This is a genomic window from Micropruina sonneratiae, assembly GCF_025972045.1.
GTDB classification, from domain to species: domain Bacteria; phylum Actinomycetota; class Actinomycetes; order Propionibacteriales; family Propionibacteriaceae; genus Micropruina; species Micropruina sonneratiae.
Genome location: NZ_JAPDHX010000005.1, coordinates 342,077 through 365,273, shown reverse-complemented (window position 1 = coordinate 365,273; position 23,197 = coordinate 342,077). Strand labels below are relative to the sequence as shown.

The 23,197-nt window shown below is 70.6% G+C and carries 18 protein-coding genes, 1 tRNA gene and 1 pseudogene; 10 read left to right on the top strand and 10 right to left on the bottom strand.

Going from position 1 to position 23,197, the window contains the following annotated elements; all coding sequences use genetic code 11:
- Positions 1-187 (top strand): integrase core domain-containing protein (locus OIE40_RS14675; protein ID WP_264700629.1); only part of this gene is annotated, 187 nt, incomplete at its 5' end.
- Positions 188-209: 22 nt separating this feature from the next.
- On the opposite strand, the gene OIE40_RS14670 is transcribed toward OIE40_RS14675, so the two are convergent.
- Both OIE40_RS14670 and OIE40_RS14665 read right to left on the bottom strand, forming a co-directional pair.
- Complete coding sequence (locus tag OIE40_RS14670; RefSeq protein ID WP_264703421.1) at positions 210-866, bottom strand: response regulator; 657 nt, start codon at positions 864-866, stop codon at positions 210-212.
- Complete coding sequence (locus OIE40_RS14665) at positions 863-2,092, bottom strand: sensor histidine kinase (RefSeq protein WP_264703419.1); 1,230 nt, start codon at positions 2,090-2,092, stop codon at positions 863-865. Before OIE40_RS14665 ends, OIE40_RS14670 begins: the two co-directional genes overlap by 4 nt.
- Positions 2,093-2,150: 58 nt before the next feature.
- Here OIE40_RS14665 and OIE40_RS14660 point away from each other — a divergent pair, with 58 nt between their 5' ends.
- Together OIE40_RS14660 and OIE40_RS14655 are read left to right on the top strand one after the other, a co-directional pair.
- Positions 2,151-3,113: an LCP family protein gene (locus tag OIE40_RS14660; protein WP_264703417.1), complete on the top strand. Its 963-nt coding sequence runs from the start codon at positions 2,151-2,153 to the stop codon at positions 3,111-3,113.
- Positions 3,114-3,635: 522 nt separating this feature from the next.
- A complete protein-coding gene (locus OIE40_RS14655; RefSeq protein WP_264703415.1) occupies positions 3,636-4,700 on the top strand; it encodes a PfkB family carbohydrate kinase in 1,065 nt (354 codons plus the stop codon).
- 3 nt (positions 4,701-4,703) lie between these two features.
- Here OIE40_RS14655 and OIE40_RS14650 read toward each other — a convergent pair whose 3' ends face one another.
- Positions 4,704-5,042 (bottom strand): ribosomal protein L7/L12, encoded by a 339-nt coding sequence (locus OIE40_RS14650; protein ID WP_264703413.1) that lies wholly within the window; start codon positions 5,040-5,042, stop codon positions 4,704-4,706.
- Between the two features lie 96 nt (positions 5,043-5,138).
- Positions 5,139-5,214: transfer RNA gene (locus OIE40_RS14645), tRNA-Ala, on the bottom strand.
- A 150-nt stretch (positions 5,215-5,364) separates the two neighbouring features.
- On the opposite strand from OIE40_RS14645, the gene OIE40_RS14640 reads away from it, so the two are divergent.
- The 5 genes and pseudogenes from OIE40_RS14640 to OIE40_RS14620 all read left to right on the top strand — a co-directional run bounded on the left by OIE40_RS14640 (position 5,365) and on the right by OIE40_RS14620 (position 11,762).
- The gene (locus OIE40_RS14640; protein WP_264703411.1) at positions 5,365-5,781 is read left to right on the top strand and encodes a DUF5318 domain-containing protein; all 417 of its coding nucleotides are present in this window, start codon (positions 5,365-5,367) and stop codon (positions 5,779-5,781) included.
- Positions 5,774-7,954 carry a transglycosylase domain-containing protein gene (locus tag OIE40_RS14635; protein WP_264703409.1) on the top strand — a complete coding sequence of 727 codons (2,181 nt, stop codon included), beginning with the start codon at positions 5,774-5,776 and terminating at the stop codon, positions 7,952-7,954. Before OIE40_RS14640 ends, OIE40_RS14635 begins: the two co-directional genes overlap by 8 nt.
- Positions 7,951-9,309, top strand: a complete 1,359-nt coding sequence (locus tag OIE40_RS14630) for a glycosyltransferase family 87 protein (protein ID WP_264703407.1) — start codon at positions 7,951-7,953, stop codon at positions 9,307-9,309. Before OIE40_RS14635 ends, OIE40_RS14630 begins: the two co-directional genes overlap by 4 nt.
- Before the next feature lie 4 nt (positions 9,310-9,313).
- Positions 9,314-9,886 (top strand): annotated as a pseudogene (locus OIE40_RS17075) (mannosyltransferase family protein); the annotation flags it as partial.
- Positions 9,887-10,844: 958 nt separating this feature from the next.
- Positions 10,845-11,762 carry an endonuclease domain-containing protein gene (locus tag OIE40_RS14620; protein WP_264703402.1) on the top strand — a complete coding sequence of 306 codons (918 nt, stop codon included), beginning with the start codon at positions 10,845-10,847 and terminating at the stop codon, positions 11,760-11,762.
- 30 nt (positions 11,763-11,792) lie between these two features.
- Here OIE40_RS14620 and OIE40_RS14615 read toward each other — a convergent pair whose 3' ends face one another.
- The 3 genes from OIE40_RS14615 to OIE40_RS14605 form a co-directional block, all read right to left on the bottom strand.
- The gene (locus OIE40_RS14615) at positions 11,793-12,503 is read right to left on the bottom strand and encodes a DNA alkylation repair protein (protein WP_264703399.1); all 711 of its coding nucleotides are present in this window, start codon (positions 12,501-12,503) and stop codon (positions 11,793-11,795) included.
- A 5-nt stretch (positions 12,504-12,508) separates the two neighbouring features.
- Entirely contained in the window at positions 12,509-13,186 is a 678-nt protein-coding gene (locus OIE40_RS14610) for a trimeric intracellular cation channel family protein (RefSeq protein ID WP_264703397.1), read from the bottom strand.
- Between the two features lie 93 nt (positions 13,187-13,279).
- Positions 13,280-13,942 carry a TetR/AcrR family transcriptional regulator gene (locus OIE40_RS14605; protein WP_264703395.1) on the bottom strand — a complete coding sequence of 221 codons (663 nt, stop codon included), beginning with the start codon at positions 13,940-13,942 and terminating at the stop codon, positions 13,280-13,282.
- 91 nt (positions 13,943-14,033) lie between these two features.
- Between OIE40_RS14605 and OIE40_RS14600 the strand changes: the two genes are divergently transcribed.
- Together OIE40_RS14600 and OIE40_RS14595 are read left to right on the top strand one after the other, a co-directional pair.
- On the top strand, positions 14,034-16,721 hold the full coding sequence (locus OIE40_RS14600) for an MMPL family transporter (RefSeq protein ID WP_264703393.1): 2,688 nt from the start codon (positions 14,034-14,036) through the stop codon (positions 16,719-16,721).
- Positions 16,714-18,807 (top strand): YhgE/Pip domain-containing protein, encoded by a 2,094-nt coding sequence (locus tag OIE40_RS14595; protein WP_264703391.1) that lies wholly within the window; start codon positions 16,714-16,716, stop codon positions 18,805-18,807. The genes OIE40_RS14600 and OIE40_RS14595 overlap by 8 nt, the downstream gene beginning before the upstream one ends.
- Before the next feature lie 121 nt (positions 18,808-18,928).
- Here the strand turns inward: OIE40_RS14595 and nagA are convergent, their stop codons facing one another.
- From nagA to OIE40_RS14580, 3 genes are all read right to left on the bottom strand, one after another.
- Positions 18,929-20,071, bottom strand: coding sequence for an N-acetylglucosamine-6-phosphate deacetylase (gene nagA / locus OIE40_RS14590; protein WP_264703390.1), 1,143 nt, complete (start codon positions 20,069-20,071; stop codon positions 18,929-18,931).
- A 32-nt stretch (positions 20,072-20,103) separates the two neighbouring features.
- Positions 20,104-20,889, bottom strand: a complete 786-nt coding sequence (gene nagB, locus OIE40_RS14585) for a glucosamine-6-phosphate deaminase (protein WP_264703389.1) — start codon at positions 20,887-20,889, stop codon at positions 20,104-20,106.
- Between the two features lie 81 nt (positions 20,890-20,970).
- Positions 20,971-23,064, bottom strand: a complete 2,094-nt coding sequence (locus tag OIE40_RS14580; protein ID WP_264703387.1) for a glucose PTS transporter subunit IIA — start codon at positions 23,062-23,064, stop codon at positions 20,971-20,973.
- Between the last annotated feature and the right edge of the window lie 133 nt (positions 23,065-23,197).

Genomic DNA, 23,197 nt, shown 5'->3' with positions numbered 1-23,197 from the left:
CTGGCAGAACGGCAAGGTCGAACGACTCAACCGCACCCTGGCCACCGAGTGGGCCTACCGACGAGCCTTCACCAGTAACACCGAACGGCAAGCGGCCCTTGCGCCCTGGATCGAGCACTACAACACTGAACGACGCCACAGCGCACTCGGAGGACACCCCCCGATCAGCCGCCTGCCACCAACGTGATGGCCGGATACACCTAGCGGCGCTACCGCCGCACCAGGCCGGTCTCGTAGGCGAACAGCACCAGTCCGACCCGGTCGCGGCACTGCAGCTTGGCGAGCAGCCGGCCGATGTGGGTCTTGACGGTGCCCTCGGCCATGTAGAGCTTGCCGGCGATCTCGGAGTTGGTGGCGCCGGCGGCGATCTCGACCAGCACCTCGCGTTCGCGGTCGGTGAGCACGTCGAGCCGATGGTCCGAGCCGGGCGAGGCGGGCAGGGTGGGCACCACGTGGTCGAGCAGCCGGCGGGTCGCCGACGGCGCCATCACCGCCTCGCCGGCGGCCACGTCGCGGATCGCAGCGGTCAGGTCGGCCGGCCGGGCGTCCTTGAGCAGGAAGCCGGACGCCCCGGCCTTCAGCGCCGCGAACACGTATTCGTCGAGGTCGAACGTGGTCAGCACCAACACCTTCGTGCCGAGGCCGGACTGCACGATCCGGCGGGTCGCCTCGACGCCGTCCATCACCGGCATCCGGATGTCCATCAGCACCACGTCGACGGGCTGTGCGGCCAAGGCGCGCAGCGCCGCGGCGCCGTCGGCCGCCTCCCCGACGACCACGAGGTCGTCCTCGGCTTCGATCATCATCCGGAAACCGCTGCGGACCAGCGCCTGGTCGTCGGCCAGGAACACCCGGATCGGGCTCATCGATTCGCTCCTTGTCGGTTCTGAACGGGCAGGACGGCGCGGACGACGAAGCCGCCCAGCGCCAGCGGATGGGCCTCCAACCGGCCATCCATCGACGTGACCCGCTCGGCCATGCCGCGCAGGCCGTGCCCGGGGGTGGTGGTCACCGTTTCTGGGCCGGGGCCGTTGTCCACGATCTCGACCATGATCTCCGCCGCCGAGTAGGCCAGGGTGACCACCGCGGTCGCCGTTGGCCCGGCGTGCTTGAGGAAGTTGGTCAACGCCTCCTGCACCACCCGGTAGATGGTCAACTCCAGGGCGGGTGAGACCCGCGGGGGGTCGCCGTGCACCACCAGCGTCGCCCGGTCGGACGCCCGGTGCACCAGGTCGGGAATGTCGGCCAGCGACGGGGCAGGCTCCCAATCGGCCCCGCGTCGCTCGGGTTCGCTGCGCAGCACCCCGACGATGCGGCGCATCTCGCTGAGGGCCTCGCGTCCGGTGTCGGCGATGGTGTCCAGCGCTGTCAGCGCCGCCTCGGGGCGTTTGGCCGCCAGTGCCCGGCCGCCCTCGGCCTGCACGATGATCACCGACAGCGAATGGGCGACGATGTCGTGCAGTTCGCGGGCGATCGTGGCCCGTGCCCGGGATTCGGCCAGCCTGGCCTGCTGTTCCCGCTCGGCGAGCAGCAACTGGTAGCGCTCGTCGGCGGCAGCGACCCGGTCGGCATGGGCGGCGGACGATTCGCGCACCCGGCGCCCGATCGCGTAGGGGGTGATGATCAGGCCAAGGCAGACGAAGGCGGCCAGCACGAACAGCACGATGCCTCGGGCGCTGATGGCGAACCCCTGGGCGGCAGTCGACCAGCGCAGCGGCCCGATCACCGCACCGAACGCACCGATCACGACCACCGAACGCGCCAGCGGGCCGGGCACCCAGCGAGCCACCGAATAGGCGACGATCGGCAGCACCACCAGCGTGGTGGTGAAGGTGTTCACCACGATCACCTGGGCGATCCCCGCCAGGGTGCAGCCGGCCAGCATCAGCAGCGGCGAGTGCCGGCGCAGCACCAGCGGCAGCACCATCATCGACAGCACCAGCAGCAGCAGCATCCGGGGCACCGTGTTCCAGGCCGAGAACGTGGCGTAGGGCAGCACCGTGACGAGCAGCATGCCGCCCGCCAGCATGCCGTCGAGCACCCAGTCGTGCCTGGTGGCACCGGGCGGGAACAGCAGGTCGCGGGCGTTCATCGCCCCCAGCGTAGGCGGCGGCACCCCTCGGTTGCCTCGGGAATCTAGCCTTGGTGCCATGCGTACCCGGAGCGATCAGCTGGTGGCGGTCGCCACCCTGGGCGCGTTGGTCGTCGTGGCCGGGGTGCTCGGGCTGGTCTCGCTGTACCTGGGCGCAGTCACCCAGGCGATGTCGGGGGTGCAGCGGGGCGCGGCGCTGCCCGACTACCCGGGCCGTCCCGAGGCGTCCGCAGCCGACGGTGTGGCGCAGCCGGTGCGCTACCTGGTGCTGGTCACCGACGATTCCGGCACGCTGGCCAGCGCCTACCTGACCCAGCTGTCCGGCGCCCGCGACGGACTGCACCTGATCGGCCTGCCCGCCGACCTGCTGGTCGACGACGCGAACGGCCACGAGACGAGCCTGGCACACGTGGTCGGCAGCGACGGAGCCGGCGCCGTGCGCGCGATCGAGACGCTGCTGCAGCTGCGGATCGACCACCTGGTGGTGATCGACCTGGACGGCTTCACCCGCATCGTCGACGTCATCGGCGGCGTGACGGTGCGCAACGACGCCGAGATGTCGGCTGACGGCTGGCATTTCGCGGCCGGCGAGGTGCGGCTGACCGGCCCGCAGGCGCTGGTCTACCTCAGTGCGAACAAGCATCCGATGGTGCGGCTCGAACGAAGCGAGGCGGTGTTCGTCGAAGTGTTGCGCGGCATCGTCAGCGGGGACGCCCTGACCAACCCGGCGAAGGTCGAGACCATCGGTGACGTGCTGCACCACTGCGTCACGGTGGACGCCGATCTCACCCCCTCGGAGATCCGCCGGATGGCGCTGGACGTGCATGTGGTCTCCGAGTCGATCGGTGCCGCGCCGCTGCCCCTGGCCGGCGCGAGCGAACTCGACGGCACGGCGGTCACCGTGCCGGACGCCGACCGGCTCGCCGAACTTGCCCGCGCCCTGGCCGCCGACCGGGCGTCGGCCTGGACGGCCCGGCAGAGCGACCCCTGGGCACCGCTGGCGCAACTGCCGCCCCGCTGAGCGGTGTGCCCGCTGGCGCCCGGTTGGGCCGGTGTCCGGCCCGCGTTGCGGCGTCTGGCTCGCTGACGGTCAAGCTGAGCGCGGTGTCGAGCCGCCACCGCCCCGCTGAGCGGCGCCTGGCCGCGTCCGGCCCGCGCCCGGGGGGGTGCCGTTCTCATCAACGCGCACTGTTTTCGGAAACCGTGTCTACTTTCATGTCACAACACGAAAGTAGGCACGCTTGTGGTCAGTAGTCGGCGTTGATGAGAACGCATCCCCCTGGATAAGCGGCCCCTGTGGAGAAGTGGGCCCCCGTGGAGAAGCCCCGTGCGGACGGCAGAATCTGCCCGTCCGCGTTCCGTAGACTGCCGGGGGTGAAGCTTGTGCTGGGAATCGGGGTGCTCATCACAGTCGCGGTCGCCGCGCTGCAGCCGCGACGCCGGCGGCGGGCCCGGGTGGCCGCCACCTGGGCGGCCGAGACGGACCGGCCGTGATCGCCGTGCGGACGCCGCTCGTCACCCCGCTCGCGAACGCTCACCGGCCATGACCGCACCCGAGGGGCCGGATTTCGACGTGCTGGTGGCCGGCATGGTGTTCGCCGACGTGGTGTTCACCGACCTGCCCACGCCACCGCGTCCGGGAACCGAGGTGTGGGCCGGAGGCATGGGTTCATCGCCGGGCGGCATCGCCAACCTGGCCGTGGCGTTGTCCCGACTCGGCCTGCGCACCGGCCTGATCGCCGGCTTCGGCGACGACGGCTACGGGCAGTGGTGCCGGCAGGTGCTGACCGAGCAGGAGGGGGTCGACACCTCGATGTCGCCCGACTTCCCCGGTTGGCACACACCGGTGACGGTGTCCATGGCCTACGACGGCGACCGCGCGATGGTGACCCATGGCCACGAGGCGCCGGTGCCCGCCTCGGGGCTGCTGGCCGCCGGCGCACACGCCAGGGCGGTGATCGCCGAACTGGACGGCGACCCGTGGTGGCAGCCACTGCGCGCGTCGGGGGCTCTGGTCTTCGCCGATGTGGGCTGGGACGGAACCGGCGCCTGGGACCGATGCATCCTCGACCGGCTGGCGGGTTGTCACTGCTTCATGCCCAACCACCGCGAGGCCATGGCCTACACCCGCACCGGCACCCCCGAGGAGGCGCTGGAGCTGCTCGCCGAACTGGTCCCGCTGGCGGTGGTGACTCTCGGTTCACAAGGGGCGATAGCGACCGATGCGCTGTCCGGCGAGTGGTGCCGGGTGCCCGCGGTCGGGGTGGCCGCGATCGATCCGACGGGGGCCGGCGACTGCTTCGGGGCGGCGCTGGTGGCCGGCACCCTGGCCGGCTGGCCGCTGCCGGTGCGGCTAAGGTTCGCCGCGCTCACGGCGGGGCTGGCGGTGCAACAGTTCGGTGGTGCGCTGGCCGCTCCCGGCTGGGGAGACGTCAGCGACTGGTGGAATGCGGTGCGCCGGTCGGCGTCCACCGGTGAGCCGGAGGCCCTGCGGTTGCGCGAGGACTACGGGTTCCTGTCCGAGGTGATCCCGGCCGGTGAGTTGTCGGCGGTGCGCCGCGCCGAGGCGACGATCGCCACCTTCGCCCACCTGCCCGAGCCGCGCTGAGGTTCACAACCCGTCGACGTAGTCCTTGGCCTCCTTCAGCCCCCAGCCGGTGACGGCTCGCACCTGCCTGATCGCCTCGATCGGCCGTCCGGACGCCTTCAGCGCGCGGGCCTCGGCGTCCCAGCCTGGGGAGCCGGGCTGCGAGGTCCATCCTGGCTGGCCCGGCGCCTGCTGCTGGGGGACCGGCGGGTGGCCGGCCGGCGCGGCATCCGCACCCGGCCCGGCCGGGCCGACCTGCAGGGCCTCGATCGCCCGCCACAGGTCGGAGACCTGCTGTTCGAGGTTGCGCACCCGGGCGTCCAGTCCGGGATCGGGGGTGTCGTTGCCGCTGAACCATGCCATCCGGTCACCCTAGGTCGGCGGGGATTCACCACAGTGTGAGTCTGGACATTGAACTCAATGCCCGGACTCACAGTCTGGTCGTGGCGTCGGCGAGGCTGGTGGAGACGAAGGGACTCGAACCCTCAACCTCGACCTTGCAAAGGTCTTGCGCTGCCAGTTGCGCCACGTCCCCGGTCGGCGTCCGCGGGCGGGACGCCGCCGCACGGAACGTCGCCGATCTTAGCCGTCGCGGCCTGCGGACGCCCAGTCGCGCCGGCGTCCGGGCGTCCGGGCGTCCCGCGGAGGATCGACCGTCGGGCGCCGTCCAACTACCCTGGGAGCCATGTGGTCCAAGCGCGAGGTGATCGACTACGCCTTGCAGCGCCGCAATACCCTGCAGGCGCTGCGGCGTTCCCCGCGCACGCTTTCCCGCTCGGACGCCTGCGACGCCGACCCGATGCTGATCCGCTCGGCCCTGCACCACGGCGAGGACGCCGCCGACCGCTGCCCGATCTGTGAGGCCCGGATGGTGCACCTGCACTACGTGTTCGGCGAGCAGCTCGGCCAGTACTCGGGCAGGATCAAGTCCACCGCCGAGCTCGACGAGATGCAGAGCGAGTTCGGCGAGTTCAAGGTGTGCGTGGTCGAGGTGTGCACCGACTGCGGCTGGAACCACATGATCACCTCCTACCTGCTGGGCGACGGCGTGAAGCGCCGGCCGCCGCGCCGCCAACGCACCGTCGAGGACATCTATGGCTGAGGCCGCACAACCCGATTCCGGGCCGACCGACACCACGAAGACCGCCAAGGGTTCCCGCAAGCGCAGCAGCGGCTGGCGCCGATTCTTCACCTGGTTCGGCATCACCGTGCTGGCGCTGATGGTCGCCGGCGGCACAGTGCTCGGGGTCGCCTACGCGACGGTGCAGCTGCCCGACCCCAACGCCGACTTCCAGACCAACACCTCCTTCGTCTACTACAACGACGGCAAGGAGACGATCGGCAGCTACCAGATCCAGAACCGGCAGAGCCTGGCCTACGACGAGATCCCGCAGAACGTGAAGGACGCTATCGTCGCCGGCGAGAACCGCACCTTCTGGACCGATCCGGGCGTCTCTATCCCAGGCATGGTCCGCGCCGTCATCTCGGTGATGCGTGGCGAGGACGTGGTGGGTGGCTCGACCATCACCCAGCAGTACATCAAGGTGCTCTACCTGACCCAGGACAAGAGCTTCAGCCGCAAGTTCACCGAGATCCTGCTGGCGGCCAAGATGGGCAACGAGCTGTCCAAGGAGCAGATCCTCGAGGGCTACCTGAACACGGTGTACTTCGGTCGCGGCGCCTACGGCATCGAGGCTGCGTCCCAGGCGTTCTTCGGCAAGCCCGCGGCGAAGCTGACCGATCCCGAGGCCATCGTGCTCACCTCGATCGTCAACAACCCCGGCAACCTCGACCCGGCCAAGGGCAAGAAGCAGGCGGCCGACCTGCTCGAGCGTTACCAGTACACGATCAACGGGCTGGTCGAGATGGGCAAGATGACCGAGGTCCAGAAGGCCGAGATCTACGACGAGCTGCCGGAGTTCCCCGAGGTCGAGCGCGACTCGCAGTTCGGTGGCCCGAAGGGGTTCCTGCTGAACATGGTGCAGGACGAACTGCGCGACAAGGGCTTCACCGACCAGCAGATCGCCGGTGGCGGGCTGCACATCACCACCACGTTCGACGCCAAGGCGCAGGAGGCCGCGGTCAAGGCGGCGCAGAAGGTCACCGCCGACAGCGTCGCGGTCACCGGCAAGAAGGCCAAGAACCTGCACGCCGGTCTGGCGTCGGTCGACGTCGAGACCGGTGCCGTGATCGCGCTGTACGGCGGTCCCGACTTCGTCAAGGACAGCCGCAACTGGGCCACCACGGCACGACCCACGGGCTCGACGTTCAAGCCCTACGCGCTGGGCACGGCACTCGGCCAGGGCTTCACGCTCAGTGACACGCTGAACGGCTCGGAGTTCACCCCGCCCGGCGAGAGCACCCCGGTGCGCAACGCGGGCAACTCCAACTACGGCACGGTCACCCTGCTGCAGGCGACCACCCATTCGATCAACACCGCCTTCGTCGACCTCGAGGGCAGGATGAAGGACGGGCCGGAAGAGACGCTGAAGTTCGCCCAGCAGGCCGGCCTGCCGAAAGCCGCCGGCTGGGAGCCGGTCAGCCGCATTCCGCTCGGCATCCCCGAGGTCAGCCCGCTCAGCCAGGCCAGCGGTTACGCCACCTTCGCCGCCGACGGCAAGCACGCCGAGGCTCATGTGGTCGACGAGGTGAAGGACGCCTCGGGCGCGGTGATCTACCGGTCGAGTGTCAAGCCCGAACAGGCCATCGACGCCGACGTCGCCAACGACGTCGCCTACGCCCTGACCAACGTGGTTCAGGACGGTACCGCCTCGCGCGCCGGCAGCATGGGCTTCCCGATCGCCGGCAAGACCGGCACCTACTACATCCGGGACGCCGCCGGCGGCTCGAAGACCACCGCCTGCTGGTTCGTGGGCATGACCAAGCAGATCGCCACCGCCGTGATGTATGTGGCGGGCGACGAGGGCACCGGTGACCTCAACGACTACTACCCGGGCTTCTTCGGCTCGGGCCCGCCGCTGAGCACCTGGATGGCCTACATGCAGGTCGCCCAGCGGGGCCTGGACGACGTCCCCTTCGACGGCCCGACGCACCGGGTGTCGACCCAGAGCCCGAGCGTCCCCCCGGCCACCCGGACCGCGACGGCCACGCCGACCAGGTCGGAGACCGCCGAGCCGACCGAGACGGCGACCACCGAGCCCACCGACGAGCCCAGCACCGAACCCACCGACGAACCGACCGACGAACCCAGCACCGAGCCGACCGGCGGGGCGACGGACGAGCCCACGTCGCGGCCGACCCGCACGACTCGATGACCGATCAGCGCGTGCTCGGTGGCCGGATGGGTCAACGGGCCGAGGCGGCGGGGCTGTGGTTCAACCCGCAGCCGTGGGTGTTCCTGGCCGGCACCGTGTCGTATCTGGTGCTGATGCTGCGCCAGCTGCCCTGCCAGCTCGGCGCGTCGGTCTACAAGGCGATGTGCTACAGCGACATCGGCCCGCTGTTCTACGCGCGCGGCATCGCCGACGGGAAGATCCCGTTCATCTCCGCCGACGTCGAGTATCCGGTGCTGACCGGGGCGCTGATGGATCTGGCCCGCCGGATCACGGTGCTGCTCGGCGGTCAGGTCGGCCCCGACGTCCCCGATTCGGCCGTCCAGCATGCGGCGGCACTGTTCGTCGGCGTGAACGCGGTGCTGCTGTTCGGCTTCTTCCTGGTCGTGCTCTGGGCGCACCTGCGGCTGTCGCGGCCGTGGGACGCGATGATGATCGCGGCGGCGCCCGCGGTGATCACCACCGGACTGATCAACTGGGACTTCATGGTGCTGGCGTTCACCGCGCTCGGCGTCCTGGCCTGGTCGCGCCGGCGCCCGGGCTGGGCCGGGGTGTGGTGGGGCCTGGGCGTGGCCGCCAAGCTCTACCCGCTGCTGGTGTTCGTCCCGCTCGCGGTGCTGTGCTTCCGCAGCGGGCGGTTGCGGGCGTTCTGGACGTCGCTGGGCGCGGCGGCGGCCGCCTGGCTCGCGGTCAACCTGCCCGTGTACCTGATGACTCCGTCCGGCTGGCTGTACTTCTGGACCTTCAACGTCGACCGTGGTGCCGACCTGGGTTCGTTGTGGTACGCGCTCAGCCTGGCCGGTCACCCGGTCGACGACGCGTCCTCGGCGCAGACCCTCTGGATGGTGGTCGGGACGGCTGCGATCTGTGCGTTGCTGCTGCTCGCGCCGCGGCGTCCGCGCCTGTCGCAAGGCTTCCTGCTGCTGATGGTGTTGTTCCTGGTGGTGAACAAGGTCTACTCGCCGCAGTACGTGCTGTGGCTGCTGCCGTTCGTGGTGATGGCCCGGCCGCGGTGGCGCGACTGGGTGATCTTCGGGGTCGCCGAAGGGCTGTACTTCATGGCGATCTGGGCGCACCTGGACGGCACGCTGTCGTCGGGCTCGGGCGGCGACGGGCTATACATCGCCTCGATCATGGTGCGCATCGGCGTCCAGCTGTGGATCGCCGGGCTGGTGGTCCGCGACATCGTGCAACCCGAGTTCGACCCGGTCCGTAACCCGCAGTGGAACAGCAGGCACGCGGCGGCGCCGAAGCGTCTCGACGATCCCGACGGAGGCGTCCTCGACGAGGCTCCCGACGCGCCGTGGATGCGGCGCTACGTGCCCTGGCTGCGGTGAGCCGATGGCGACGCTGACGACCTGGCCGACCGGCGCCCCGGCGCCCGTCGCGGTGGCCCGCGACGGTGGCCGGCTGGTCGTCCAGACCTGGCTGTTCAGCCGGCTGCTGTTGGTCGGGGTCGCGCTGTGGGTGAGCGTCACCACCGGCCGCTCGGCCTCGGACATGCTGGCCAACTGGGACGTCCAGCACTACTTCGCGATCGCCCAGCACGGCTACACCGGCGGCAACGACATCGCCTTCTTCCCCGGCTGGCCGCTGGTGCTGCGGGCCTTCGCCACGCTGGGGCTGCCCATGTTGTGGGCCGGCGTCGGGCTCGCGCTGGTCTGCTCGGCATTCGCCGCGTCGGCGTTGCACCGGCTCGGCGGCCCGATCGCGGCCGTGGTCTGGTTGTTGGCCCCGACAACGGTGTTCACCCTGGTGCCCTACACCGAGGCGCCGTTCTGCGCGGCCGCCTTCTGGGCCTGGGAGCGGGCCAGGCGGGGACGCTGGGGTGCCGCCGCTTCACTGGCGGCGATCGCCTGCAGCCTTCGGGTGTCGGGGCTGTTCCTGCTCGGGGCGCTGGCAATCCTGGCGCTGACCTCACGCGGGGCCCGGGGGTCAGCGCCAGGCGTCCGGCCGGCGGCCGGCGCGCTGGCGGCGCCCGGTCAGCGCTGGACGTGGCCGTACCGCGACGACTGGCCGCAGCAGGCCGGCGGTCGCGGGGCGGACCTGAGGCAGTGGCTGGCGCTGCGCTGGGCGTCGCTGCGCGGGTCGGCGCAAGGCCCGGTGTGGCCGGGCCGGACGCAATCCGGCGAGGCGGGCGCGCATCGTCGCCGGTGGAGCCCGCCGCCCGGCAGCGGACGGGCGTTGGCCTGGCTGGCCCTGCCGGCCGCGGTGCTGGCCGGCTACGCCGGCTACCTGTTCTGGCTGACCGGGGACTGGTTCGCCTGGTACCACGCCCAGTCGGCCGGCTGGCCGCGCGGGTTCACCTGGCCATGGGTGGCGTTGCAGCACACCATCGAGGCGGCCACCTCGACCGCCTACCCGGCCTTCCCGGAATGGTCGTGGGTGTTCCGCGCTGAGATCGTCTCGATGGCGATCGGTCTCCTGGTCACCGTCGTGTGCCTGCTGAAGCGGCGCTGGGCCGAGGCGTCGTGGGTGGGGGTGCAGGTGCTGGCGTTCTCGTGCTCGTACTGGTTCCTCAGCGTGAACCGGGCGCTGCTGCTGTGGTTCCCCCTGTACATCCTGATCGGTGAGGCCATGTCGGGGGGCTGGAACGTGTCGCCCGGACGCCGCCGGTTGCGCGTGCTGCTGACCGTGCTTGGGTTCGTGGTGGCAGGCGCGGCGCTGTGCTTCTGGGCCTGGCTGTTCTTCACCGGACGCTGGGCGAGCTGAGAGCTCTCGCGAGATTACGTCACAGTCCGGGAGTGCTGAGGCGCGCACGGCGTCCGGCCGCCCAACGGTGACGTCATCTCGCGACCTTCTCGGCAGTCTGGGCCGATGAGGGGCTGTGGATAACTCCCCAAGGCCGTGGCCGACGTGCTGCGATGGCCCGGTGGACCGTACCGACGACCTCATCACCCTGACGACCGTGATGGAACGCAACAACGGCGTCCTGCGCCAGCGTGATCACGGGGCGTCCCGGGCCGCCTTCGACCGCCTGGTCCGGTCGGGCGCGATCGTGCGCGTTCTGCCGGGCACGTTCGTGGACGCGACGCTGCTGACCAACCGGCAGACCCGCTGCGCGGCGGCCCTGGCCACCTACCCGGCGTCCGTGCTGTGGGGTGCGGACGCCGTGGCGGCGCTGGCGGGCACGCTCACCGGCGTGCCGTTCGGGCCCCGCGATCGCGTCCTGCTCGCGCATGCGCAGTCGCGGTACGCGGCGTCGTCGGTGTCGTGGGTGCGCCGTCGCATCCCCGCCACGCACCGCGTGCGGGTCAGCGGGCTGCGGTGCCCGTCCGCCGCCTATCTGGCGGTCGAGGCGGCGGCGCGTGACTCCGGCGACCTCATCGAGCGATTCCTGCGCGAGGGACGCGTCACGCCGGACGAACTGCCGGCGATCCTGTCGCTGCTCGCAGGCACCCCGGGGCAGGAAGTTCGGCGCCGGATCGTGCGAACCAGCCTCGACAACCCATGGTCGGGTGGCGAGCGACTGCTGCAGGCCACGCTCCGCCGGAGCAGGATCACCGGTTGGGTGGCCAATGCCGCGTTGGACGGCGTGACGCTCCACCCGGACGTGTACGTCGAACAGGCGAGACTGGTGCTGGAGTTCGACGGGTACGGCGTCCACTCCAAGGCCGAGGTGTTCGAGGCAGATCGCCGGCGGCAGAACGCATTGGTGCTGGGCGGGTACCGCGTCCTGCGTTACACCTGGAAGCAGTTGACTGAGCACCCGGAGACCCTGATCGATCAGGTGCGGGCAATGCTGGCTCGCGAGATTACGTCCGATTCGCCGGCCCCGGCAGGCGGGTGAGGCGGGTCTGCTGCTCAGTGTGACGCAATCTCACGAGCCCGGACGCCGCTCCAGCCACTTCAGCGCCTCCCGGCGCGACAGCGGCGACAGCCGGGCGGTGTTGGCCGCCACGTAGTCGCGGACCCAGTCGGCGTCCGTCTTCGAGTAGTCGCGCAGCGCCCAGCCGATCGCCTTGCGGGCGAAGAAGTCGTTGTCGTCGAGGCTGCCCGCGATGGCATGGGTGAGCAGGTCGGTGTCGGTGGCCTCCCGGTGCCCGAGTTGGGCGATGATCGACACCCGACGCAGCCACAGGTTCTCCTCGCGCGACCAGCCCCGCAGCACCCGGGTCATCGTCGTCCGGTCGGCCCGCAGCAGGTCGCCGGCGACGTGCGACGCGTCGTCCACGACGTCCCACCAGGCGCCGCTGACGACCAGGTGGCGCAGCAGTCCGAGCAACGGCTCGTCGGCGACCGACGCCCAGGCCCGGAAGCGCCGGTGCCGCAGGACGCCGAGCGCGGCGTACCACTGCTCACGGTGGGTGGCGCCGTCCCACAGGTCGCGGATCACGCCCAGCCAAGCCGCCCGGTCGGCCGGCGGGTGGGACGCCACGGCGGCCGCGACCACGAGGCGCACCTGCGGCACGGTCAGCCCGTGGAACGGCATGCTCGAGCGCATGTAGCGCTGCTGGCCGGCGGCGCGTCCGGGATCGGCGCCGGCGGCCAGGCCGGCAGCGATGGCGGTGATCAGGTCGTGGGTCGACACGGCACTCAGCCGGTCTGGGCGCGACGTTCGGCCGCGACCCGGCGCCGGTACAGCCGGCGCTGCTCGGGCAACGACAGGTCGAACACGACGGCGAGGACGCGGATCACCGCGGTGACGACGACGCACACCACACCCGCCCACAGCACCGGCGCACCAAGGGCCTGCGCGACCGCGAGGACGGTGCAGCCTGCCCCGGCGGCGACGGCGTAGAGCGAGCCGACGTGCATCACCGCGACCGGCAGGCCCATCAGCACGTCGCGCAGCATGCCGCCCCCGACCGCGGCGCTCACCCCGACGAAGATGGAGGGGATGAGCGGCATGCCGACCCCCAGTGCCTTGGTCGCGCCCAGCGCGCCGAACATGCCGATCGAGACGGCGTCCAGCACGACGATGGCCCGGTTGAGCCGCTGGAACACGCCGGCGAGCAGCATGCCGATCAGGGACGCCGACGTGGCGGTGACCAGATACCAGTTGCTCAGCATGGTGGCCGGGGTGACGTTGACCAGCAGGTCGCGGATGATGCCGCCACCCATGCCCATCACCACGCCGATGATGGTGACGCCGAGCAGATCCACCCGCCGCTTGCCCTGGAAACCGGACGCGAACAGGGCCCCCTGGATGCCGCCCACCGCCACCGCGGTCAGGTCCGCCCAGAGCGGGATCACGAAGTAGGTGTCGTCCACCGGGTCATTGTTGGGCCGGCCGGGCGGGCTTGTCGAAACCGCCGCCGTGTCGACGCCGCGCTGGTGGCGGGGTGGGACGGCGAGCGGCGCGGCTCAGTCGTGGATCAGCCCGTCGAGCAGGGCGACGAGCTGGGCGGTGAGGCCGGTCGGGGCGTCCTCGCCGTTGAGCAGGCTCATGCTCACGGTGTTCTCGTACATCGCCCCGAGCAGTTCGATCACCTGCGGCATGGGCATGCCGATGCGGCCGCCCACCCGGTCGAGGGCCATCTGCAGCTGGCCGGCGATCGAGGCGCACAGGTTGGCGTGCACCGCCAGCCAGCCCTCCCGCAGCTCCGGCGTCCGCAGCGCGTGCAGCCGCAGCTCCATCATGGCGATCAGCTCGGTGCGCTCCTTCGGCTGCGCCTGCAGGAACAGCCCCACCGCGTCGCGGATGACCTGGGCGCGGCTCAGGCCCGACCCGGCGCCCGGCATCGATTCGACCACCTGCTGCAACGCGACCAGATGCTGTTCGCCCTTGCGGCGCAGCACGTCGAGGCAGAGCTCGTCCTTGGAGTCGAAGTTGGAGTAGAACGCGCCCCGGGTGAAGCCGGCCCGCTCGCAGATCTCCTCGACCGACGCCGCCAGCACCCCGCGCTCGGCGAACAACTCGACCGCGGCGTCCATCAGCCGTTCCCGGGTCGCCTGGCGGCGCGCGCTGAACTCACCGCCCGGCCCCTGCCGGCGGGCTCCGCGCTGAGCCTCTCGGATGCTGGTCATCGTCGAGATCCTAACAGTTTGCATACACGCTTGTACTGAATACACTACTGCATCGGATACGCGACTGTATCGAAGACGGAGAGGACGGCCCATGTCGTCATTGCTGTACCGCATCGGCCGCGCGTGCTACCGCCACGGCGTCCGGGTGCTGCTGGTGTGGCTGGCCGTACTCGCCGCCCTCGGCGGCACCGTGGGCCTGATGGGCGGGGCGAAGTTCAACGACAACTTCACCATTCCCGGTGCCTCCTCGCAGGTCGCCCTCGACCAGTTGAAGATGACCTTCCCGTCGGCCGCGGCGGCCACCGCCCAGGTGGTGGTACTGCTGCCCGAGGGTGAATCGCTGCACGACAAGGGGCTCAAGTCCAAGGTCGTCGACGCGCTGGACACCTTCAAGGAACTGCCGATCGTCGACGACGTCACCACGCCCTACAGCACGCACGTCGACGGGCTCATCTCCGACAACGGACGCGCCGGCCTGGCCAGCGTGCAGCTCAACGTCTCGATGACCTCCATCACCGACGCCCAGCGCGACAGCCTGACCGAACAGGCCGCCACCGTGGCCGAGCTGCTGCCCGGCTCGGAGGTGCATCTGGGCGGTGAGGTGTTCTCCACCCACATTCCACACATCAGCGTCGTCGAGGCGCTCGGCGTGGTGGTGGCGATCGTCGTGCTGCTGGTGGTGCTCGGCTCGGTGGTGGCCGCCGCCATGCCGGTGGGCACCGCCCTGCTCGGCGTCGGAATCGCGGTCGCCATCACGATGATCGCCTCACGGGTGATCGAGGTGAACTCGACCAGCCTGATGCTCGCGGTGATGATCTCGCTCGCGGTCGGCATCGACTACGCGTTGTTCATCGTCTCCCGGCACCGCGACCAGTTGCGCGACGGGTTGGACGCCGAGGAGTCCACCGCGCGCGCCGTCGCGACCGCCGGCTCGGCGGTGGTGTTCGCCGGTCTGACGGTGATCATCGCCCTGGTCGGGCTGTCCATCTCGGGCGTGCCGTTCCTGGGCGTGATGGGCGTGTTCTCCGCGGTCGGCGTGCTGGTCGAGGTGCTGCTGGCCCTCACCCTGCTGCCCGCCCTCCTGGGCTTCGCCGGCGCCCGGTTGCGGCCCGGGGTGCGGCGCGCCGCGCGGGCCGCGAAGGCGTCCGCCGACGACGGCGACGCGGCACCCGTGGCGCCGCGCAAGCGGTTCGACCTGCGGGCGGTGTGGGTGCGGCTCGTGACGGCCGTGCCGCTGCTCACCATCGCCCTGGTGATCGCCGGGTTGGGGGCGCTGGCCTACCCGGCCAAGGACCTGTCCCTGGCGCTGCCCAACTCGGGCCGCAACCCGGTCAGCTACGCCGACCGGGTCACCTTCGACGTGATCAGCCGCGAGTTCGGCATCGGCTACAACGGTCCGCTGGTCGTCACCGGCACGATCGTCGAATCCGACGACCCGCTCGACATCGTCGACGGACTGAAGGCCGACATCGAGGCCATGCCCGGCGTCCAACTGGTCGCCCTGGCCACCCCCAACGAGAACGCCGACACCGCACTGGTGCAGATCATCCCGACCACGGGCCCCGACGACCCGGCCACCGCTGAACTCGTGCACGCCCTGCGCGACAAGCACGACGAGTGGCTGCAGCGCTACGACATCGACACCTCGGTGACCGGCGCCACCGCCGTCCAGATCGACGTGTCACAACGGCTGGCCGACGCCCTGCTGCCGTTCGGCATCTTCGTCGTCGGACTCTCGCTGGTGCTGCTGACCCTGGTGTTCCGCTCGCTATGGGTGCCGCTCAAGGCGGCGCTCGGCTTCCTGCTCAGCGTGGGAGCCGCCTTCGGAGCCACCACGCTGGTGTTCAACAAGGGCTGGTTCGCCCAAGTCGTCAACGTGGGCGAACCCGCCCCGGTGATCAGCTTCCTGCCGATCATCCTGATGGGCGTGCTGTTCGGCCTGGCGATGGACTACGAGGTCTTCCTCGTCTCCCGGATGCGTGAGGAGTTCGTGCACGGCAACCGCGACCGGTTCGTCGAGGACGGCTTCATCCACTCCTCGCGGGTGGTCGTCGCGGCGGCGCTGATCATGTTCGCCGTGTTCGCCTTCTTCGTGCCCTCGGGTGAGGGTGCGATCAAGCCGATCGCGTTCGCGCTGGCCATCGGGGTTGCGATCGACGCGTTCGTCGTTCGGATGACGCTGGTGCCGGCGGTGATGAAGCTGTTCGGCAGCCGAGCCTGGTGGCTGCCTCGCTGGCTGGCCAAGCGGCTGCCCATGGTCGACATCGAGGGCGAAACGTTGGCGCACCAGTTGAGGCTGCAGTCCTGGCCCGAGGCCGGCGGGCACGTCGTCTACGGCCGCGGACTGGCCTGCGGCGACGCGTTCGGCGGTGTGGACGTCGCGGTCAAGCCCGGCGAGGTGCTGGTCGTCGAGGGTGAGGTGACCGCCCGGCGCAGCCTGCTGCTGGCGCTGTCAGGACGCCTCACACTCACCGCCGGCGACCTGCTGGTGGCTGGTCGGGTGCTGCCCGAGCAGGCCTCCGAGGTGCGCCGCATCGCCGCGGTCGCCACGCCGTCCCACCCGTCCCCGATCGCCGACTTCGACGGCCCGCTGCTGCTGGTCGAAGAGGCCGACCTGTTCACCGGTACGCAGCGTGCCCGGCTGGCCGAACGGCTCCGCGCCCTGACGCAGGGCGGCGGCTGCGCCGTCCTGGCCCACAGCCCGGGGTCGGATCTCACCGACCTGCTGCCCGGCGCGTACCGCACCCTGAACCTCCAAGGAGAACTCAGCCATGCCTGACACCAACCGTTTCTCGATCAAGACCCTGCTGGCCCTGGTGCTGGTGCCGGTGCTGGTCGCCGGCGGGTTCCTGTGGGGCACCTGGAACTCCGGTGACCGGCTGCACCAGGTCGAGGCCGCCGTGGTGAACCTCGACGAGGGCGTCACCCTCAACGACCAGTTCGTGCCGCTGGGCCGGCAGCTGTCGGCCGATCTGGTCGACTCGAACAAGGAGCAGAACTTCGGCTGGGTGCTGGCCGACGAGGCACACGCCTGGCCGGGGCTCGCGTCCGGCCGGTACGCGGCGGTGGTGGTGATCCCGAAGAACTTCTCCAAGGCGGCCACCTCGTACGCCAACGACGACCCGACGACCGCCGAGCAGGCCACCATCGAGGTGCACACCTCCCCGGTGGCCGGAGTGGCGGACGCCTGGCTGGGCAACGTGCTCGCCAACGCCGCCTCGCAGTCGCTGAACCGGACCCTGACCGAGGCCTACCTCGACCAGATCTACATCGGCTTCAACGACACCGGCAAGCAGTTCCAGACTGTCGCTGACGCGGCCGACAAGCTGGCCGACGGCACCGAACAACTGAGCGACGGCGTGACGTCGGCCGCGGACGGTGCGGGTGAGCTGAGCACCGGCATGAACAAGCTGTCCACCAGCGGCGCCCAGCTGGTCAACGGCGTCCAGCAGGTCGAGACCGGCGCGGGCTCGCTGGCCAAGGGGCTGCAGACCATGAAGTCGCAGACCAAGGACCTGCCGACGCAGGGCAAGCAGCTGGCGTCCGGGGTGAAGCAGTACGTGGCCGGCGCGAACAAGTTGGCCGACCAGCTCAGCGCGGCGGCGTCCGGCTCCGCAGAGCTGGCCGGCGGTGTGACGCAGCTCGCAAACGGGCTCGATGCATACCACCAGGCGATGACGGCGGCGTCCGAGGACCCGGACACGCTCGGAGTCGAGTGCCCCTATGAGCAGGTGCCCGAGCTCGGCGAGCAGCTGTGCGACGCCTACAACAACGGGATCCGCACCGGCACCGGGGCGGCCGCAAAGGGCGTCAGCCAACTCGCCACCGGACTGGGGCAGCTCTCAGACGAACTGAACGACAGCCTGCCATCGGCGGCCGAGCAGCAGGCGGCGGCCAAGCAGCTCGCCGCCTTCAAGGCCGGCGGCAAGGAACTCGTCACCGGATCGGCGCAACTCGGCACCGGACTGGGCCAGCTCAGCACCGGCATCGGCCAGGCCGCCGACGGCGCCACCAAGCTGGCCGACGGCCTGCCGCAGCTGACCTCGGGGGTGAAGGAGTACACCGGCGGGGTGACCTCGGCGGCGAAGGGCACCAGGGAACTGGCGTCCGGCCTGGATTCCGCGGCCGACGGCGGCGAGCAACTGGCCAACGGGTCGCGCACGCTGGCCGACGGGCTGGCCAAGGGCGCCAGCAGGATCCCCAGCTACAGCAAGGCCGACCGCGAGAACCTGTCGACCGTGGTGGCCGCGCCGGTGAGCAGCAGCGGCATCGACGGCGTGGTCGCCCCGACCGTGGCCTGGGCCAGCCTGCTGATCGCGCTGGCCCTGTGGCTGGGCGCGTTGGCGAGCTACGCGGTGGTGAAGCCGCTGGATTCGCGGCTGGCGCTGTCCACGGCGTCCAGCGCAACCCTGATCTGGCGGGCGCTGCTGCCGGGGGTGATCGTGGCCGTGGCCCAGGCGATCGTGCTGACCGCGATCGGGGCCGGGGTGCTGAGCCTGGCGCTGCCCAAGGCTGCTGCTCTGGCCGGCTTCCTGGTGCTGGCCGGGGTGTCGTTCGTGCTGGTCAACCACGCCCTGGCGGCCTGGTTGGGCAACGCCGGACGCCTGATCGCGGTCGCCATGGCCGTGCTCACCACGGTGAGCGCTGTGACCAGTGCGGCGCCGGCCTTCTTCGACTCGGCGCGTTCGGTCTCACCCGTCTCGCCGATGCTGGACGGCCTGCGCGCCCTGCTCACCGACTCCACCGGCGCCCCGGCGGCGGTGTTCACCCTGCTCGGCTGGGCACTCCTCGCGCTCGGGGCCAGCGCGGCGGCGGTGCTGCGCCGCCGGTCGCTGCGGCTGAACGAGGTGCCCGCCCTGGCGTAGGGGGCGAGTGGCCTGAAATGGGGACGGTTCCATTTCAGGCCATGCGTGGCCCGCGTATCCCGCCTTGTGAACGCCGATATGCCGGCGTGGAGGGCTGGCCTGAAAAGGAACCGTCCCCATTTCAGGCCACGCCGTCCACCCACGTGCCGTGGTGCAGGACGCGGGTGACACGCAGGTCGTCGTCGAGTACCACCAGGTTGGCCGGGCCGCCGACGGCGATGCCCTCGACGTCGAGCCCCATCGCTCGGGCCGGGTTGAGGCAGGCCTGCTGGACGGCCACCTGCAGCGCCTCCTCGCGGGGGGCCGAACTCCACAGCACGGCGTTGCGGAAGACCTGGTCCATGGTGGCGGTGCTGCCGGCTATCGTGTCGGTGCCGGCCACCCGGGCCACGCCGCCGGCGACGTCCACGTCGAGCGCACCGAGGGTGTAGGCGCCGTCGGCCATCCCGGCCGCGGCCATCGCGTCGGTGATCAGGGTCACCCGTTCGGGGCCGGCCCAGCTCGTCACGTCGCGGTACAGGGCCGGGTGCAGGTGCACCCCGTCGCAGATCAACTCGACCGTGACGCGGGGATCCTCGAGCAGGGCGGCGATCGGACCGGGTTCGCGGTGATGCAGCGGTCGCATCGCGTTGAACAGGTGGGTGGCCACGGTCGCACCTGCCTCGATGCCCGCCTTCGCCTCCTCGTAGGACGCGTTGGTGTGGCCGATCGCGGCGACCGCCCCGGCGTCCACCATGGCGCGGATCGCGGGCACGGCCCCGTGCAGTTCGGGGGCGATGGTGACCATCCTGATCGTGCCCCGGCCGGCCGCGAACACACCCTCGACCTCGGCGAGGTCGGGGTCGCGTAGCGAGGTCGGCTCGTGCGCGCCACAGCGGTGCGGCGACAACCACGGCCCCTCCAGGTGGACGCCGTCGAGCAGGCCGTCCTGCACCTGCTCGGCCAGCATCGACACCTGCCGCAGCAGTTCGGCCGGGTGGGCCGACACCAGAGAGGCGATCATCGAGGTGGTGCCGTGCCGGCGGTGCAGGTCACGCGCCGCCACCGACTCGGCGCCGGTGGCCACCGGGAAGGCCCCGGACCCTCCGCCGTGGGTGTGCATGTCGACGAAACCGGGCACCACGGTGACCGCGCCCAGCGCGTGGTCGGCCGTGGCGTCCGGGACGCCCGCGCCGAGTGCGGTGACCACGCCGCCGGAGACCTCCAGCCAGCCGGTGTCGAGCACCTCGGCCCCGGTGACGATCCGTTCTGCGGTGATCAGCATGCTGACCCGCCCTCCCTGTTGCCCGGCGCCGATCAGAGACCCTGCCAATCCGGCTTGCTGGCGTAGGTCTCGCGGTAGTAGCCGGTCAGCTGCAGCCGGGACGCCGCCGCCTCGTCGAGCAGGACGGTGACGTGCGGGTGGTGCTGCAGGACGGTGCCCGGCCACATGGCGCTGACCGCACCCTCGGCCAGCTGGTGCACGGCCTCCGCCTTGTTGGTGCCGCTGGCGACCAGCACGATATGCCGGGCGGCCATGATGGTTCCCAGCCCCTGGGTGATGCAGTGCGTGGGCACCTTACTGACGTCGTTGTCGAAGAAGCGGGCGTTGTCGACCCGGGTCTGCTTGGTGAGGGTCTTGATCCGCGTCCGGGACGCCAGCGACGAGCCGGGCTCGTTGAACCCGATGTGCCCCACCGTGCCGATGCCCAGGATCTGCAGGTCGACCCCACCGGCCTCGGCGATCGCGGCCTCGTAGGAGGCGCAGAACGCGGGGATGTCCGCGGCCAAGCCGTCGGGGCCGCGCACGGCGCTGTCGTCGAAGTCGACGCGGTGCACGAAATCCTTGCGGATGACGTTGTGGTAGGTCTCCGGGTGGTCGGCGGGCAGGCCGACGTACTCGTCGAGCGAGAAGCCCTTCGCCTGCGCGAACGACACCTCGCCGGCCTCGTAGCGTGCGGCCAGCTCGTCGTAGATGTGCAGCGGGGACGACCCGGTCGCCAGGCCGAGCACGGCGTCCGGCTTGCGCTTGAGCAGCGCGACGATGGCGGCGGCGCCCAGCTTGCCGGCTTCGACGGCGTCGGGACAGATGACGATTTCCATGACTGGTTCTCCTTGTGAGCGTGAGGTGACAGGGGTGGTGGGGCCGGCGGGGGTGGGCCCGGCCGGCCCGGAGGTGGTCGGTCAGCGGGCGGTGAAGACCGACTGCAGGGCGGCGACCTCGTCGCCGATCACCGAGTCGGTGAAGCTGATCGAGTCCGACTTGGAATCCATCACGACGACCGGGACGATCGGGTTGCGGCCGGTGGCCTCGACGGCCGGCACGTCGTAGGTGATGACCGCCTGGCCGACCTCGACCCGGTCGCCCTCGGCGACCAGCGCGGTGAAGCCCTGGCCGTCGAGCTGGACGGTGTCGATGCCGAGGTGCACCAGGACGCCGGTGCCCTCGTCGGTGACGATCACGTAGGCGTGCGGCCACAGCTTCAGGATGGAGCCGGCGACCGGGGCGACGGCGTCAACGACCTCGCGGGGCGGGTCGATGGCCAGCCCGTAGCCGACGATGCCCTGGGCGAAGGTGGCGTCCGGGACGTCGCGCAGGGCGACCGGACGGCCGGGGATCGGCGCGACGATGGTCAGGGCCGCGGACGTCGCGGGCACGGCCGGCACGCTGGCCGGGACGGATCCGTCGGTGGTCACCTCGGGGGCCTCGACGGCCGGGCCGGCCGGGTTGGCCGCCAACGCCTCGTTGATGTCGTTCTTCAACGCGTCGGCCTGGGTGCCGAAGATGGCCTGAACGTTGTTGCCCACCTCGATCACACCTGCGGCGCCGAGGGCCTTCAGCCGCGCCTGGTCGACCTTGCCCTTGTCGCCGACCTCCATCCGCAGCCGGGTGATGCAGGCGTCCACGGTGATCAGGTTCTCCCGGCCACCGAAGGCGGCGATCAGCTGTTCCGCCTTGGCGGTGCCGGCGGAGACGCGTCCGGTGCCCGCGCCGGCGTCCTCGTCGGTCAGGTTCGCGGCCTGCTCGGCGTCGAATTCGGCGTCGGGCTCACGGCCCGGGGTGCGCATGTTCCACTTCACGATGGCGAACCGGAACATGAAGTAGTACAGGGCGAAGAAGGCCACGCCCATGATCAGCAGCAGCGGGATGTTCTGCGCGGCGGGGGCGGTGCCGTACAGCACCAGGTCGATCAAGCCGGCCGAGAACGAGAACCCGAGATGGATGTCGAGCAGGTAGGCGATGGCCAGCGAGAGGCCGGTCAGCAGGGCGTGGATGACGTACAGCGGGAAGGCGACGAACATGAACGCGAACTCGAGCGGCTCGGTGACGCCGGTCAGGAAGGCGGTCAGGCCGGCGGCGGCCAGGATGCCGATGGCGAGCTTCTTCTGCTTCGGCTTGGCGACGTGGATCATCGCCAGGGCGGCGGCCGGCAGGCCGAACATGAGCACCGGGTAGAAGCCCGAGGTCAGCAGCCCGGCGGACATGTCGCCCTGCGCGAAGCGGGTCAGTTCACCGGTGACGACGTCGCCGCCGGGGGTGGTGTACGAGCCGTAGATGAACCAGATGTAGGTGTTGAGAATGTGGTGCAGGCCGATCGGGATGAGCATCCGGTTGGCGAACCCGTACAGGAAGGCGCCGAACGCACCCGAGCCGGCGATGAACGTGGCGACGCCGGTGAGCCCGCTTTCGAAGATGGGGTAGAAGTAGCTGAGCCCGAAGCCGATGATGAGGCTGGCCAGCGACACGACGATCGGCACGAAGCGGCGGCCGCCGAAGAAGCCCAGGTACGAGGGCAGTTGGATGTTGTGGTACCGGTCGAACAGCCAGGCTGTGACCAGGCCGACGATGATGCCGGCGAAGACCGAGTAGTTGATCATCGCCTGGTCGCCCGCGGCGTCGGTGACGCCATCGAGCACCACCGGCGACATGTTGGTGAACACGGCGTCGATCACGAGGTAGCCGGCGACCGCCGACAGGGCGGTGGAGCCGTCCGCCTTCTTCGCGAAGCCGATGGCGACACCGACGGCGAACAGCAGCGGCAGGTTGGCGAAGATGGCGCCGCCGGCGGCGCTCATCGCCTCGAAGAAGGGGCCGATCACCGGGGTCTTGATCTGACCCAACAGGTCGGGCTGGCCCAGCCGCAGCAGGATGCCGGCGGCGGGCAGCAGGGCGATGGGCAGCATCAGGCTCTTGCCGAGCCGTTGCAACTGGGCGAAACCGGGGATGCGGAACCCGGACTTCTTCTTGGTTACGGTTCCCTCGGCGGCGGTGCTCATTGGACTCCTCTATAGAATGACGGCTGGCCCGATTGGTGTAGACCATTGACTACAGATTGGCATAGACCAATAACTTCGTCAACACCTGGCGGGGATTTGGTCCAGACCAATAGGATCGGGGGCGTTGCTGGCA